Source organism: Streptomyces eurythermus (assembly GCF_014649115.1).
Taxonomy (GTDB): domain Bacteria; phylum Actinomycetota; class Actinomycetes; order Streptomycetales; family Streptomycetaceae; genus Streptomyces; species Streptomyces eurythermus.
Window position 1 is genome coordinate 201,048 of sequence record NZ_BMSK01000010.1, and the last position, 13,540, is coordinate 214,587.

Annotated in this window: 15 protein-coding genes and 1 riboswitch; of the genes, 5 read left to right on the forward strand and 10 right to left on the reverse strand. The window is 72.5% G+C overall.

Going from position 1 to position 13,540, the window contains the following annotated elements; translation table 11 throughout:
• Positions 1-2 precede the first annotated feature (2 nt).
• The 8 genes from IE251_RS20725 to IE251_RS20760 all read right to left on the reverse strand — a co-directional run bounded on the left by IE251_RS20725 (position 3) and on the right by IE251_RS20760 (position 6,906).
• A complete protein-coding gene (locus tag IE251_RS20725) occupies positions 3-1,598 on the reverse strand; it encodes an alpha/beta hydrolase (protein ID WP_189754480.1) in 1,596 nt (531 codons plus the stop codon).
• Positions 1,599-1,821: 223 nt separating this feature from the next.
• Positions 1,822-2,586 carry an urease accessory protein UreD gene (locus IE251_RS20730; RefSeq protein ID WP_189754481.1) on the reverse strand — a complete coding sequence of 255 codons (765 nt, stop codon included), beginning with the start codon at positions 2,584-2,586 and terminating at the stop codon, positions 1,822-1,824.
• Positions 2,583-3,260, reverse strand: a complete 678-nt coding sequence (gene ureG / locus IE251_RS20735; RefSeq protein WP_189754482.1) for an urease accessory protein UreG — start codon at positions 3,258-3,260, stop codon at positions 2,583-2,585. The genes IE251_RS20730 and ureG overlap by 4 nt, the downstream gene beginning before the upstream one ends.
• Before the next feature lie 104 nt (positions 3,261-3,364).
• On the reverse strand, positions 3,365-4,039 hold the full coding sequence (locus tag IE251_RS20740; RefSeq protein ID WP_189754483.1) for an urease accessory protein UreF: 675 nt from the start codon (positions 4,037-4,039) through the stop codon (positions 3,365-3,367).
• A 14-nt stretch (positions 4,040-4,053) separates the two neighbouring features.
• The gene (locus IE251_RS20745) at positions 4,054-5,775 is read right to left on the reverse strand and encodes an urease subunit alpha (RefSeq protein WP_030775172.1); all 1,722 of its coding nucleotides are present in this window, start codon (positions 5,773-5,775) and stop codon (positions 4,054-4,056) included.
• Positions 5,768-6,079 carry an urease subunit beta gene (locus tag IE251_RS20750; RefSeq protein WP_189754484.1) on the reverse strand — a complete coding sequence of 104 codons (312 nt, stop codon included), beginning with the start codon at positions 6,077-6,079 and terminating at the stop codon, positions 5,768-5,770. Before IE251_RS20750 ends, IE251_RS20745 begins: the two co-directional genes overlap by 8 nt.
• A 10-nt stretch (positions 6,080-6,089) precedes the next feature.
• The gene (locus IE251_RS20755; RefSeq protein WP_030775167.1) at positions 6,090-6,392 is read right to left on the reverse strand and encodes an urease subunit gamma; all 303 of its coding nucleotides are present in this window, start codon (positions 6,390-6,392) and stop codon (positions 6,090-6,092) included.
• A 235-nt stretch (positions 6,393-6,627) separates the two neighbouring features.
• Positions 6,628-6,906, reverse strand: a complete 279-nt coding sequence (locus IE251_RS20760) for a type II toxin-antitoxin system Phd/YefM family antitoxin (RefSeq protein WP_189754485.1) — start codon at positions 6,904-6,906, stop codon at positions 6,628-6,630.
• 85 nt (positions 6,907-6,991) lie between these two features.
• On the opposite strand from IE251_RS20760, the gene IE251_RS20765 reads away from it, so the two are divergent.
• The 3 genes from IE251_RS20765 (at position 6,992) to IE251_RS20775 (ending at position 8,998) form a co-directional block, all read left to right on the forward strand.
• Entirely contained in the window at positions 6,992-7,627 is a 636-nt protein-coding gene (locus tag IE251_RS20765; RefSeq protein WP_189754486.1) for an ATP-dependent Clp protease proteolytic subunit, read from the forward strand.
• A 7-nt stretch (positions 7,628-7,634) separates the two neighbouring features.
• Entirely contained in the window at positions 7,635-7,940 is a 306-nt protein-coding gene (locus IE251_RS20770; RefSeq protein ID WP_030775161.1) for a hypothetical protein, read from the forward strand.
• A gap of 440 nt (positions 7,941-8,380) precedes the next feature.
• Positions 8,381-8,521, forward strand: a riboswitch (cyclic di-AMP (ydaO/yuaA leader).
• A gap of 3 nt (positions 8,522-8,524) precedes the next feature.
• On the forward strand, positions 8,525-8,998 hold the full coding sequence (locus IE251_RS20775) for a C40 family peptidase (RefSeq protein WP_189754487.1): 474 nt from the start codon (positions 8,525-8,527) through the stop codon (positions 8,996-8,998).
• 1,463 nt (positions 8,999-10,461) lie between these two features.
• Here the strand turns inward: IE251_RS20775 and IE251_RS20780 are convergent.
• Entirely contained in the window at positions 10,462-10,908 is a 447-nt protein-coding gene (locus IE251_RS20780; RefSeq protein ID WP_189754488.1) for an ATP-binding protein, read from the reverse strand.
• Positions 10,909-11,122: 214 nt separating this feature from the next.
• On the opposite strand from IE251_RS20780, the gene IE251_RS20785 reads away from it, so the two are divergent.
• Entirely contained in the window at positions 11,123-11,983 is an 861-nt protein-coding gene (locus IE251_RS20785) for a helix-turn-helix domain-containing protein (protein WP_189754489.1), read from the forward strand.
• Positions 11,984-11,992: 9 nt separating this feature from the next.
• Positions 11,993-12,214, forward strand: coding sequence for a DUF397 domain-containing protein (locus IE251_RS20790; protein WP_189754490.1), 222 nt, complete (start codon positions 11,993-11,995; stop codon positions 12,212-12,214).
• An 80-nt stretch (positions 12,215-12,294) separates the two neighbouring features.
• Here the strand turns inward: IE251_RS20790 and IE251_RS20795 are convergent, their stop codons facing one another.
• Positions 12,295-13,422: an 8-amino-7-oxononanoate synthase gene (locus IE251_RS20795; RefSeq protein ID WP_189754491.1), complete on the reverse strand. Its 1,128-nt coding sequence runs from the start codon at positions 13,420-13,422 to the stop codon at positions 12,295-12,297.
• Positions 13,423-13,540 lie beyond the last annotated feature (118 nt).

Sequence of the window (13,540 nt, forward strand, 5' to 3'; positions counted from 1 at the left end):
GGTTACGGCTTGGGCGTGGCGTGCGGGGCGCAGGTCACGTCCTTGCCGTCCAGCGCGCCCTTGAGCAGGTAGGCGTCGACGCGCTGGTTGACGCACGGGTTGACCAGGCCGGTCACGCCGTGGGAGCCCGCGTTCTTCTCGGTGATCAGACGGGAGCCCTGGAAGCGCTTGTGCAGTTCGACGGCACCGCCGTACGGGGTGGCGGCGTCCCGGGTGGACTGCACGATCAGCACCTTCGGCAGGCCCTTGTGGGTCTTGACGTCGACCGGGGTGTGCTGCTTGGCCGGCCAGGTGGCGCACGGCAGGTTCATCCAGGCGTTGGACCAGGTCAGGAAGGGGTGGTCCTGGTGCAGCCGGGTGTTGTCCCGGTTCCACTTCTGCCAGCTGGTGGGCCACTTGGCGTCGGCGCACTCGACGGCGGTGTAGACGGCGTTGCCGTTCTCGGAGGCGATGTTGCCCGCGGTGTCCGACAGGTCGGGGGCGGCGGCGTCGACCAGCGCCTGGGTGTCACCGGCGACGTACTTGCTGAAGACCGTGGCGACCGGCACCCACGAGGAGTCGTAGTACGGCGCGCTCTGGAAGAAGGAGGTCAGCTCGGCCGGGCCGACGACGCCGCCGATGGGGTGCTTCTTGGCGGTGGCGCGCAGCTGGAGCCACTTGGCCTGGACGGCGGCGCGGGTGGTGCCGAGGTGGAAGGCGGCGTCGTTGGCGGCGACCCAGTCCTGCCAGTCCTTCCAGCGGCCCTCGAAGGCGACGTCCTGGTCCAGGTTGGCCTGGTACCAGATCTTCTCGCGGGAGGGGTCGACGACGCTGTCCACGACCATGCGGCGCAGGTGGCCCGGGAAGAGGGTGCCGTAGACGGCGCCGAGGTAGGTGCCGTAGGAGACGCCGAGGTAGTTGAGCTTCTTCTCGCCCAGCGCGGCGCGGATGACGTCCAGGTCGCGGGCGGTGTTGGGGGTGGTCATGTGCGGCAGCATCGCGCCGCTGCGCTTCGCGCAGCCCTCGGCGTACGCGCGGGCGAGCTTTCGCTGCGCGGTCTTGTCGGCCTCGCTGTCGGGCACCGGGTCCAGCTTGGGCGCCTTGACGAACTCCTGCGGGTCGACGCAGGAGATGGGCGTGGAGTGGCCGACGCCGCGCGGGTCGAAGCCGACGAAGTCGTAGGCCTTGGCGACGTTCGCCCAGATGGCGTTCTTGGTGGTGACCCGGCGCGGGAAGCGCAGACCGGAGCCGCCGGGGCCGCCGGGGTTGTAGACGAGCGCGCCCTGGCGCTCCTTCTTGGTGCCGGTGTTGCCGATGCGGTCCACGGCGAGCTTGATCTGCTTGCCGTAGGGGTGGGCGTAGTCGAGCGGCACGCTGACCCAGCCGCACTGGATGGGCTTCTCCAGCCCCCAGTCGGCCGGGCAGTCCTGCCACTTGACGCCCGCCTTCGCGGCCCGGGCGGCGGCTATCTCCGCGCCCTTGGCCTCCCGGTCCTGCGCCGGCCGGGACGCGGCCCCGGCGACGGGCGCCGATACGGCGCCGGCGATCAGGGTGGCGGTGACAAGTACTCCGGCGGAACCGAGCGCCAGCAGGCGGCTCTTCGGTCTGGCTTCCCTCACGTGGGCCCCTCCCCCTACCTCGATGCGAGTGGTCAGACGGGGATCCTCTCGGCTGTGAGGACGCTGAGGACAGGGTTTTCCGGTCATCTTTACCAATCCGATAACCGGATGATCATGTCCCGTTGAGCGAAGCGTCGGATCAGGGCGCGGGGTTGTGCCGTCTTTCGTCCGCGGGCGTCGTCGTGGCTGGTCGCGCAGTTCCCCGCGCCCCTTCGGGGCACGGTCAGTCGAGGCCGGTCAGTACGTCGTCCAGGGTCCGGCGCAGGCTCAGTGCGTCCGGGGCGACCGCGCTGACGAGCGCCGCGGGGCCGGCGAGGGGCACCAGCGCGGCGTACTCGCCGAGCATCCGGGCGGCCGGCGGATCGGTCGCGAACTCCGGTCGTACGACGACCATCTGGCCCACCGCCCGATGACCGGCGAGCACCGCCGGACCGTCCCAGCCGCCCGGCGCGCCGGGTCCGCAGGACAGCTCCTGGTCCAGCACGGTCCGGCCCGCCACCCGTACGGTCAGCCGGCTGGTGAGCCGCCCGGGCTGCTCCCCGGTCCGCCCCAGCACCTGCTCCTCGCGCAGCACGAGCCGGGCGCCGGCGCCGAGTTCGGCCCGGGTGGTGACGTACAGGTCGCTGCCGTCGGCGGAGATCAACTGCTCGGGCAGCCAGCGCAGTTCGGCGCCGTCGGCCACGTCGAGCCGCACGTCGTACCGGGCCTCGCCCTTGGCCTGGCCCGGCAGGGCGAGGGTGGCGGCGGCCGATCCGACGTGCAGCCGGGCGCCCTCCTCCACCCGGGCGTCCAGGGTGAAGCGGTCGCCGCCGAGCGGTCCGCTCATCGCGCCGACGAGCACCACCTTCGCCCAGGTCCCGGCGGACCGGGTGCGGCGCGGCGCCAGCGGCCCCTCACCGTCCAGGACGGGCAGGGCCGTACCGCCGCGCCCGTCGGCGCGGGCGACGATCCGGGCCCTCGCCCGGACCCGGACCCCGGTGACGGTCATGCCGCCCACGCGGCGAGCCGCCCCCGCACCCACGCGGCCACGTCGGCGACACCGGTCTCACCGCGCAACGACTGGAAGACGACCGGGAGTTCGGCGCGCTGTGCCTTGGCGTCGGCGGCCATCCGGGCGAGGTCGGAGCCGACGTACGGGGCGAGGTCGGTCTTGTTGACCACGAGCAGGTCGGCGGTGGTGACGCCGGGGCCGCCCTTGCGCGGGATGTCGTCGCCGCCGGCCACGTCGATCACGAAGATCTGGGCGTCCACGAGCCCCTTGGAGAAGGTGGCGGTGAGGTTGTCGCCGCCGGACTCGACGAGGATCAGGTCCAGCGGGCCGACCGCGTCCTCCAGGTCCTCCACCGCTTCGAGGTTGGCGGAGATGTCGTCGCGGATCGCGGTGTGCGGGCAGGCGCCCGTCTCGACGGCGGTGATCCGCTCGGGCGGCAGCACGGCCTCCCGGAGCAGGAACTCGGCGTCCTCGCGGGTGTAGATGTCGTTGGTGACGACCGCGAGGGACAACTCGTCGCGCAGTGCCCGGCACAGGGCGGCTACGGTGGCGGTCTTGCCGGACCCGACGGGCCCGCCGAGGCCGATCCGCAGGGCGCGGCGGGCCCCGTCCGGGCGGTGGGCGTCCGCGCTGACGGCGGAGAGGGCGGAGTGGGAGTGGTCGAGGTGCATGGACGGCTCCTTGTGCGAGAGGCCTTGTACCGGTGGGGGGATGAGAGGTACCGGCCGAGGGGAGGCGGAAGTCGCTGTTCAGCCGGGTGGGCCGGGAGGCGGGGTCATGACGCGAACAGCCGGACCGGCCAGGCCGCGTGGGCCTGCGCCATGACCTCCAGCAGCGGGGCCGACACCGCCGGGAGCGCGTCGACGCCCTCGGCGGCCACCGACCGCGCCGCCTCCACCGCGGCGTCCGCGACCCGGTCCAGCTCGGGCGCCAGCCGGGCCAGTACGCGCGTCGCGTCGAACGGGTCGAGGCTGAGCAGCCGCACGGTGGCGGTCGCCGGGCCGCTCACGCTCTCGTAGACCGCGCAGTGGGCGGCGTCCTGGGGCGTGAGCCCGGCCGCCCGGGCGGCGAGGCCGAGCACGACCGGCTGGTGGGCACCCTTGGGGAACTCCCGGGCGAGCGCGTCCAGTTCGGCGCACGGCCAGGTCGTCCGCGCGGCCCGCAGCAGTTGCCGGCCCAGGCGCCGGGCGGCGGCCCGCAGCGCCGGGGACGGGGTGCGGGCGTCGGCCGCCGCGTCCAGCTCGCGCGGGTCGGCACCGAGGACGGCCGCCGCCGCCAGCGCGCCCGCGACCAGCCCGGCGGTGTGCAGGCGGCCCCGGCAGAACTCCTCCAGGCTCGCGGGGTCGGTGATGCGTCCGGCCTTGACGGCGGCCTCGGCCCCGCCGGAGTGCGCGTGCCCTCCGGCGGGGAAGCGGCCGTCGGCCAGGACGAGCAGTGCTGCCCGTGTCATGGGTAGAACGCCTGTCAGAAGAGGAAGTAGCGCTGGGCCATGGGCAGTTCGGCGGCCGGGGTGGCCTCGACCAGCTCGCCGTCGATGTGCACGGCGAAGCTGTCGGGGTCGATCCGGACGTCCGGCAGGGCGTCGTTCTCGCGCATGTCGGCCTTGGTGACCGCGCGCGTGGACTCGATCGCCACGAACCGTTTGCCGAGCCCGAGCCGCTCCGGCAGCCCGTCCTCAAGGGCCAGGCCGGACACGAAGTTGACCGAGTTGGCGGCGGGGGCCCGGCCGATCGCGCCGTACATCGGGCGGGGCAGGATCGGCTGCGGGGTGGGGATGGAGGCGTTGGCGTCGCCCATCTGCGCGTAGGCGATCTGCCCGCCCTTGATCACCAGCAGCGGCTTGACCCCGAAGAACGCGGGCTCCCACAGCACCAGGTCGGCGAGCTTGCCGCTCTCCACGGAGCCGGTCTCGGCGGCCAGGCCCTGGGCGAGCGCGGGGTTGATGGTGTACTTGGCGACATAGCGCCGTACCCGGTGGTTGTCGGCGCGGCCGTCGCCGGGCAGCGCGCCCCGCCGGCGCTTCATGACGTGCGCGGTCTGCCAGGTGCGCAGGACGACCTCGCCGACGCGGCCCATGGCCTGGGAGTCGGAGGAGATGATCGAGATCGCGCCGAGGTCGTGGAGGATGTCCTCCGCGCCGATGGTGGACGGCCGGATCCGGGACTCGGCGAACGCCAGGTCCTCGGGGACGGCCGGGTTGAGGTGGTGGCACACCATCAGCATGTCGAGGTGTTCCTCGGTGGTGTTGACGGTGAAGGGCCGGGTCGGGTTGGTGGAGCTGGGCAGGACGTTGGCCTGCGAGACCACGGTCATGATGTCGGGCGCGTGGCCGCCGCCGGCACCCTCGGTGTGGTACGAGTGGATGCCCCGGCCCGCGATCGCTGCGAGGGTGTCGCCGACGAACCCCGCCTCGTTCAGGGTGTCGGTGTGGATGGCGACCTGGATGCCGGTCCGGTCGGCGACGGTGAGCGCGGCGTCGATGACGGCGGGCGTGGAGCCCCAGTCCTCGTGCAGCTTCAGTCCGACGGCGCCGCCGCGGATCTGGGAGAGCATCGCCTCGTGGCTGACGGTGTTGCCCTTGCCGAGGAAGCCGACGTTGACCGGGTAGGCCTCCATCGCCTCCAGCATCCGGGCCAGGTGCCAGGGGCCGGGGGTGACGGTGGTGGCCTTGGAGCCCTCGGCGGGGCCGGTGCCGCCGCCGACCAGGGTGGTGATGCCGGAGGCCAGTGCCTCGTCGGCGACCTGGGGGCAGATGAAGTGGACATGGGCGTCGATGGCGCCGGCGGTCAAGATCCGGCCGTTGCCCGCGATGATCTCGGTCTCCGGGCCGATGACCAGGTCGGGGTGGACGCCGTCCATGGTGTCGGGGTTGCCGGCCTTGCCGAGGGCGGTGATCCGGCCGTCGCGGATGCCGACGTCGGCCTTGACGATGCCCCAGTGGTCCACGACGACGGCACCGGTGATCACGGTGTCGGGGGCGCCCTCGGCGCGGGTGGCGCGGGACTGGCCCATGGACTCGCGGATGACCTTGCCGCCGCCGAAGACCGCCTCGTCGCCGGAGGCGCCGGGGCCGCCGGAGCGGTCCTCCTCGATCTCGATCAGCAGATCGGTGTCGGCGAGCCGGATGCGGTCGCCGGTGGTGGGGCCGAACAGGTCGGCGTAGGCGCCGCGGGAGATCTCAGGCATCGAGGGCACCTCCGGTCTCGCCGCGCAGTCCGGGCACGATCCGGGCGCCGGACAGCGGCACCAGCCCGACCTCGACGGGGATGCCGGGTTCGAAGCGGACGGCGGTGCCGGCGGCGACGTTCAGGCGCCGGCCGCGGGCGGCGGCGCGGTCGAACTCCAGGCCGGGGTTGGCCTCGGCGAAGTGGTAGTGGGAGCCGACCTGGACGGGCCGGTCGGCGGCGTTGAGCACCGTCAGACGAGTGACCTCGCGGCCGTCGTTGAAGCTGACGGGCTCGTCCGCGAACAGGATCTCTCCGGGAATCATCGCGGCGCCCTCAGATGATCGGCTCGTGGACGGTGACGAGCTTGGTGCCGTCCGGGAAGGTGGCCTCCACCTGCACGTCATGGATCATCTCGGCGACGCCGTCCATGACATCGTCCCTGGTCAGGACCTTGCGACCGGAGGACATCAGCTCGGCGACGGTGCGGCCGTCGCGCGCGCCCTCCAGGACGTGCGACGTGATGAGGGCGACCGCTTCAGGGTGATTGAGCTTCAGTCCACGGGCCTTGCGCTTCTCGGCGACGTCGGCCGCCACATGGATCAGCAGCCTCTCCTGCTCGTGCGGGGTCAGTTGCACGTCCCACCTCACTGTCCTTGCTCCGGACCGTGCGGGGTCCGGTTGCCGCAGCCATCGCGACGGGGATAGGTGTAACACACAGACAAATTCCCCGGATCGCTCTCAATCCCGGGCAGAAATACCCCTGATGGCGTGGATGGGCAGGCTAGAGGGCCGGAGTTTCAACGACGTTAACCAGACCTTGGCCGGCCCATGACCGTGCTATGGGCTCCCGCAGAGACGGCGGCGGACGGGCTCAGGGAGCGTCCGGCCGGCGATGCTCGGCCGCCAGCCCGAAGCGCCGCCGCTCGCGCGGCACCGCACCGGCGTCATGGACCCCGGAGACCGAGCTGATGATCCGCTCCTCGCCCGGTTCGTCCAGCGCGTCCAGCCGCTCCAGGTCGGCGGCCGAGACCAGCGCGACCAGCGGCTTGCCGTGCCGGGTCACGACGACGCGCTCACCGCCGTACACCACCCGGTTGATCAGGTCGGCGAGCTCAGCCCTGGCTTGCGTCACCGGAATCTCGTAGGCCATGCCCCCATTCTAACGTCACGTACGTCCTGTACATTCTGTACAGAAGTCGAGCCCATCGGGGCCTCGTCAGAGGAGGCGTATGTCCATGCACCGACCGTCCGCCCGGCACGTCCTGCCCGAGTTCACCGAGCGCGTCTCGGGCACCGTGCGCACCCTTGACCCGTACGCCCGGCTCTTCCAGGACCGGATCGTCTTCCTCGGCGCACCGGTCGACAATGCGACGGCAAGCGATGTGACGGCCCAGCTGATGTATCTGGAGCACCAGGCGCCGGACCGGGACATCACGCTGTACATCAACTCGCCCGGCGGTTCCTTCGACGCCATGGCGGCGGTGTACGACACGATGCGCTACGTCGGCTGCGACGTGGCGACCTACTGCCTGGGGCAGGCCGCCGCGTCCGCCGCGGTGCTGCTCGCCGCCGGCGCTCCGGGCAAGCGGTTCATGCTGCCCGGCGCCCGGGTCGTGCTCGAACAGCCGGCCCTGCCCGAGCCGGTGCGCGGCCGGCCCAGCGACCTGTTCCTCCAGGCCGAGGAGCTGACCCGGATCCGCGCCAGCCTGGAGGAGATGCTCGTCCGGCACACGGGGCGCACGGCCGCGCAGGTCCACGAGGACCTGGAGCGTGACCTGATCCTGGACGCCCCCGGGGCGCTGGCGTACGGTCTGGTCGACGGCGTCGTGCCCAGCCGCCGGGACACGCCCGGCGCACCGGACGCGAGGTGAGCCGCCCATGCTGCCGGACCTGCCACCGCTGCCCGCCCTGACCCGGGCCGAGGGCGAGTTGATCGATCGTTATCTGGAGGCCGTCGACCTGCTGGGCCGGGTCAATCCGGCCCGGCACGGACCCACCTACGGCGGGCTGCGCGCCGCCCAGGCCCTGGTGCGCAAGGCGGCAGAGCTGCGGGACGCGCTCGCGCTGATGCACCAGCGGGGCGAGACGGAGCTGCACGGGGACACGCTGGCACGGGCGCTGCGGGTGCTGGACGGCGAGCGCCGGGCCGCTCGCGTCGCGCTCCCGCCGGACGACGTCGGCTGAGGCGGACACCGGACCGGTCCGGCGGCACCGATACGTCGACACGCGTCGTTCGGACCGGAGTTCAAACGGCCCGAACGACGTACCGCCGACCGGTGTACATCCCGATCGTTTTCCGGGCCTCCCGGGTTGCGCGACGCGCGGGTCCATGGATCGCCGGCGAGGACATCGCCCCAGGTCCGGGGCTACGACGGTGATCTGACGGTGCCTCGAACAGAGCACTGTCCACCCGAACGGGTGAGTGGTGAGGAACACCACAAATCCCCGATTCCGTTGGGATTTTCAGACAGTTGTGAGCCAAGATCCCTGTCTGACGACAAGCCCCCGCCACCGCGGCGGGGCGGTCCGGGCGGACGCCGAGTCCTGCCGCCGCCCGGATGACCGGTCGACGGAAGTGGATCGGCAGGAGTGGAGGACCCAAGCAAGGCGGGTTCGCCGGAACGGATGTCCAGCCGTCCGACACAGGTCGGGCGGGGGCGGAGGTTCCGGGCGGCCCTTGGGGTGAAGCCGCGGCAACGCGGCCGGGCTACTTCGCCAGCCCGAATCCGACAGGTCATCCTTCACAGGCGGCTGACGAAGGGTTGCGCATGACTGCGCTCAATCGAGTCCCGTCGCTGATGGCCCGGGCCGGTACGGCCTCGGCTCTCACCCTCGCCGCCGTGGGCGGCTCGATCGCGGTACCCGGTCTCGCCACCGACGCCTCCGCCGCGACGATCGCGTCGAAGGCACTCAAGGTCGCGGCCTCCAAGAAGGGCTCCCCGTACCGGTGGGGCGCCACCGGACCGAACAGATTCGACTGCTCGGGGCTGACGCTGTACTCGTTCAAGAAGGCCGGCAAGAAGCTGCCGCGCACCGCCGCCCAGCAGTACAACAAGTCGCGCCACATCTCCGCCCGCAACCGCAAGGCCGGCGACCTGGTCTTCTTCCACTCGGGGTCCAGCGTCTACCACGTCGGCATCTACGCCGGCCACAACAAGATCTGGCACGCCCCGAAGACCGGGGACGTGGTGAGGCTCCAGAAGATCTGGTCCAAGAGCGTCTGGTACGGCCGGATCGGCTGACCCGCCCGCGCGACGGGGAGCGGCTCCGGCGACAGGGCCGCCCCCGCGCGCGCCGACAGCACCTCTCCGGCCCGCGTGAAGCCCTGGGGCGGGCAGGGCCTTGAGGGCCGACCACGACCGCCGGTGCCGCCCGCGGGGGCGCGGGGAGCCGCCGGCAAGAGGTGCAACCGGAGCCGGGGGGGCGCCGCCTTCCGGCACGGGCGACAGACTCGCCGGGGAAGGGCTTCGGCGGTCCACCACGCCCGCCTCCCGGCGCGGGCGGGCGGCTTGGGCCCGGAGTGCCCGGCGGGCCATCACGGCCGCCCTCCGGCACGGGCGGGCGGCTTGGGCCCGGAGTGCCCGGCGGGCCATCACGGCCGCCCTCCGGCGCAGGCGGGCAGCTCGGCCCCTCAGCGCTTGCCGGACGGCCGCGGCTGCCTCCCGGCGCGCGAGGGCTGCCTCGCCGAACCACCACCGGCCGCCTGCCGGCACGAACGGGCGGCTCGAACCCGGGACACTCGCCGGACGGCCACAGATGCCTCTCGGCACGGACGGGCAGGCTGGAACCCGGGACGCTCGCCCGACGGCCGCGGCTGCTTCTCGGCGCACAAGGGCAGCCTCGCCGAACCACCACCGGCCATCTCCCGGCACGGACGGGCGGCTCGGACTCGGAACACTCGCCGGACGGCCACTGCTGCCTCTCGGCGCGGCCAAACATCCTCTCCGGACACCACCACCCCTCCGGCACAGGCAGCGACTCGAACGCGGAACACTCGCCCGACGGCCACAGATGCCTCTCCGCACGGACGGGCAGGCTGGAACCCGGGACGCTCGCCCGACGGCCGCGGCTGCCTCTCGGCGCACAAGGGCAACCTCACCGGACCACCACCGCCCATCTCCTGGCACGAACGGGCCGTTCGAACGCGGATCACTCGCCGGAGAGCCACCGGCCGCCTGCAGGCCCGGTTCGGCGGGCTCGGGCCGGGAGCGCTCGGGAGCACGGACGTCCTTCGGCTCGGGCGGGCACACGGGGACATCCAGAGTCCGGGTGACTGCCCGGCACACCGATGTGGCTCTGCCTGACGGGGGGCCGGACCGGGCGAGTGTCCAGCGAGGTCGGCCCGGGCACGTGGTGGGAGGTCGTAGCAGCCCGGCCGGCCGCCGTAGGGCTTTCGCCTCCCGAACCGCTGCCCAGGGGGCCGTACACCACAGGCGGGGAGCCTCCGCCCGCGGGCTCCCAGACCGCCGGAGCGCCTCCGCGGGTACCCGGTTGGCGTCGTCGGCTCGGTCGCCCCAGTCCGGCAGGCCCGTGCGACTGGTCCGAGTGTGCCGGCAGCACGCTTCCTCACTGCCCCCTCGCCCTCACTTCTCTCGCGCGCGCCCCGCGGCCGTGAGACGTCCACCGCCCCCGTGACGCCGTCTCTCCACCCGCGACGCCCCCCCCCACGGCCGCCAGGCCGGAAGCGGCGCCGCCCGCCCCTCCGTCAGGCCGCCGGAGGCTCCGGTGCCGTCGGCAGGCACCAGGGCAGTTCGATGGAGACCGTCTTGCCGCCCTCGCTGGTCGGGCGGACCCGGAGCCGGCCGCCGCACTCCGCGGTGAGCCAGCGGATGATCACCATGCCGCGCCCATTGTCCTGCTGGACCGCGGCGGGCAGTCTCTTCGGGAAGCGGGGATGGCTGTCCGTGACGCCGATGCGCAACTGTTCGTCATGGTGCAGCGCGATGTCGACGGTGAAGGTGGGTGACTGGCCGAAGGTGTGCTGCACGGCGTTGGTAGCGAGCTCGGACACGATGAGCCGGACGGTGTCGGCCGTCTCGGTGTCCGAGGGCAGGCCCCACTCCGCGAGGGTGCCCACGACGTAGGAGCGCGCGGCCGAGACCGAGGCGGGATCGCTCGGCAGAGTGACGGAGGCTTCCAGATGGTCTGCCATGGCGACGTCGTCCCTTTCCCAACGGGACCGCGGCCCGCCATACGGCGGTGGGTTCGAGTACGGTCCCGGACTGGTGCTTGTCCGTCAGACTGCCATCACCAGGACGGTCACGGGGGGCGATCCACCAAGATATGCATATATCTGTCGCCCGAAGCGGTGAACCGTGCGACGCGAGACCGTATCGGGGCGGTCCGGACGGAGTAAGGAGGAGCCGATGCAGAACGGTCCCGCGGTGCGCCGCCGCAAGCTGGGCGCCGAACTGCGCACGCTGCGCACCGGCGCCGGACTCACCAGCGGTGAGGCGGCCCGGCTCGTCGGCTGGCACCAGTCGAAGGTGAGCCGTATCGAGACCGGCGCCAGCGGCGTGAAACCGGCCGATCTGCGGTTGCTGCTGGACGCCTACGGGGTGCGGGACAGGCATCTGCGCGAGTTGCTGCTGATACTGGCGGGGTCGGAGGAGACGAGCGGCCGGCACCGCTGGTGGCACGCCTACCGGGGAGTACTGCCGCCCACGTACCGGGATTTCATCAGCCTGGAGTCACAGGCGAGCGCGATGCGCACCCTGGAGACCACGGTGGTGCCCGGTCTGCTGCAGACCGCCGAGTACGCCCGCGCGGTGACCCGGGCCGCCGTGAAGGACCTGGACGAGGACCGTCTGGACACCCTGGTGGAGGTGCGTCTGGCCCGGCAGGACGTGCTGCGGTCGGATCCGCCGCTGGCGCTGAGCGCCGTACTCGACGAGGCGGTGCTGCGCCGCGAGGTGGGCGGTCCCGGGGTGATGGCCCGGCAGCGCCGGCGGCTGATGGAGGCGGCCCGGCTGCCGCAGGTACGGCTCCAGGTGCTGCCCTTCACGGCGGGGGCGCATATCGGCCTCACCGGGCCTTTCGTTATCTTCTCATTTCCGAGCACTTCTGATCTGGACGTGGTTGTTCTCGACCAGTTGACGAGTAGCCTCTACCTGGAACGGAAAGAAGACCTCATGGCCTACTCCGAGGCCTTCAGCACCCTTCAGTTCCACGCCCTTTCCCCCGAGGACTCGTTGGACTACATCGCCGGGATAGGTGACGGCGTGTAAGGAGGCACCATGTCAGTTCTGCCTCGGAACGTCCCCGTCAGTACCGATCTGCACGAGGTGCGCTGGCTGCGCAGCAGCCGCAGCACGGGCGCGAACAACTGCGTGGAGACGGCACGGCCGCGCTCCGGCCCCGCGGCCGGACTGCTCGCCGTGCGCGACTCCAAGAACCCCGCCGGACCCGCCCTGCTCTTCTCCCCCGAGAGCTGGACGGGATTTGTGACCGCCCTCTGACCACGTTCCGACTCACACACTGATCAGATTCGTTCAACCTTTCATCAATTTCGTGCGATTCACGGCCGTGTCACGCCGACTCATGGTCGCGTTTCGCCGATGACGCGTACAGCGCGTTCGATCTCGGCCCCGGAGAGGTCCGCGCGGGCGGTCAGTCTCAGCCGTGAGATGCCGTCGGGCACGGAAGGAGGACGGAAACAGCCCACGGCCAGACCCGCCGAGCGGCAGTCGGCCGCCCAGCGCACCGCCCGCTCCGGGGACGGAGCCCGCACGGAGACCACCGCGGCGTCCGGACGTACCGCCTCCAGACCCGCGGCGGTCAGCCGTGCGTGCAGTTCCGCGGCCACCTCGCGGGCGCGTGCCGCCCGCCGCGGCTCGCGCTCCAGCAGCCGCAGCGCCGCCAGCGCGGCACCGGCCGCCGCCGGCGCCAGGCCCGTGTCGAAGATGAACGTCCGGGCCGCGTTCACCAGATGGTCGATCACCCTCGCGGGCCCCAGCACCACGCCGCCCTGACTGCCCAGCGACTTGGACAGGGTGGCCGTGACCACCACGTCGCCGGCGCCCGCGAGACCGGCCGCGTACGGCGCGCCCCGGCCGCCGTCGCCCAGCACGCCGAGGCCGTGGGCGTCGTCCACCACCAGCCCCGCGCCGTACTCCCGGCAGGCGGCGGCAAGTTCGGCCAGCGGTGCCCGGTCGCCGTCGACCGAGAAGACCGTGTCGGAGACCACGATCGCCGCGCCCTGACGCGTGCCCAGGGCCTTGCGCACGGCCTCGGGGTCGGCATGCCCGACGACCTGGGTCTCGCCCCGGGCGAGCCGGCAGCCGTCGATGAGGGAGGCGTGGTTGCCCGCGTCGGAGACGATCAGCGAGCCGTGCGGGCCGAGCGTGGTGACCGCGGCCAGGTTCGCGGCGTACCCGGAGGAGAACACCAGGGCCGCCTCGAACCCGCAGAACGCGGCGAGCGCGCGTTCCAGTTCGGCGTGCAGCTCGGTGCTGCCGGTGACCAGCCGGGAGCCGGTGGAGCCGCCGCCCCAGCGCCGGGCGGCCTCGGCGGCGCCCTCGGTGACCTCGGGATGGCGGGACAGACCCAGGTAGTCGTTGCTCGCCAGGTCCAGCAGGGACGAGTCGGCGGGGCGGGGGCGCAGGGCGCGCACGAGTCCGGCGCGGCGGCGCGCCTCGGCCTGCTCGTCGATCCAGCCGAACGCCATGGCTCCTCCGGTGCTTTTGTAGGTATCGAACAGACCCTAGCGGCATGATCAGCCGCCCAGGGTGTGGCAATACCCACACGATGAACCGTCTCCGTTGTGCCAAGTCTCCTTGGCCGGG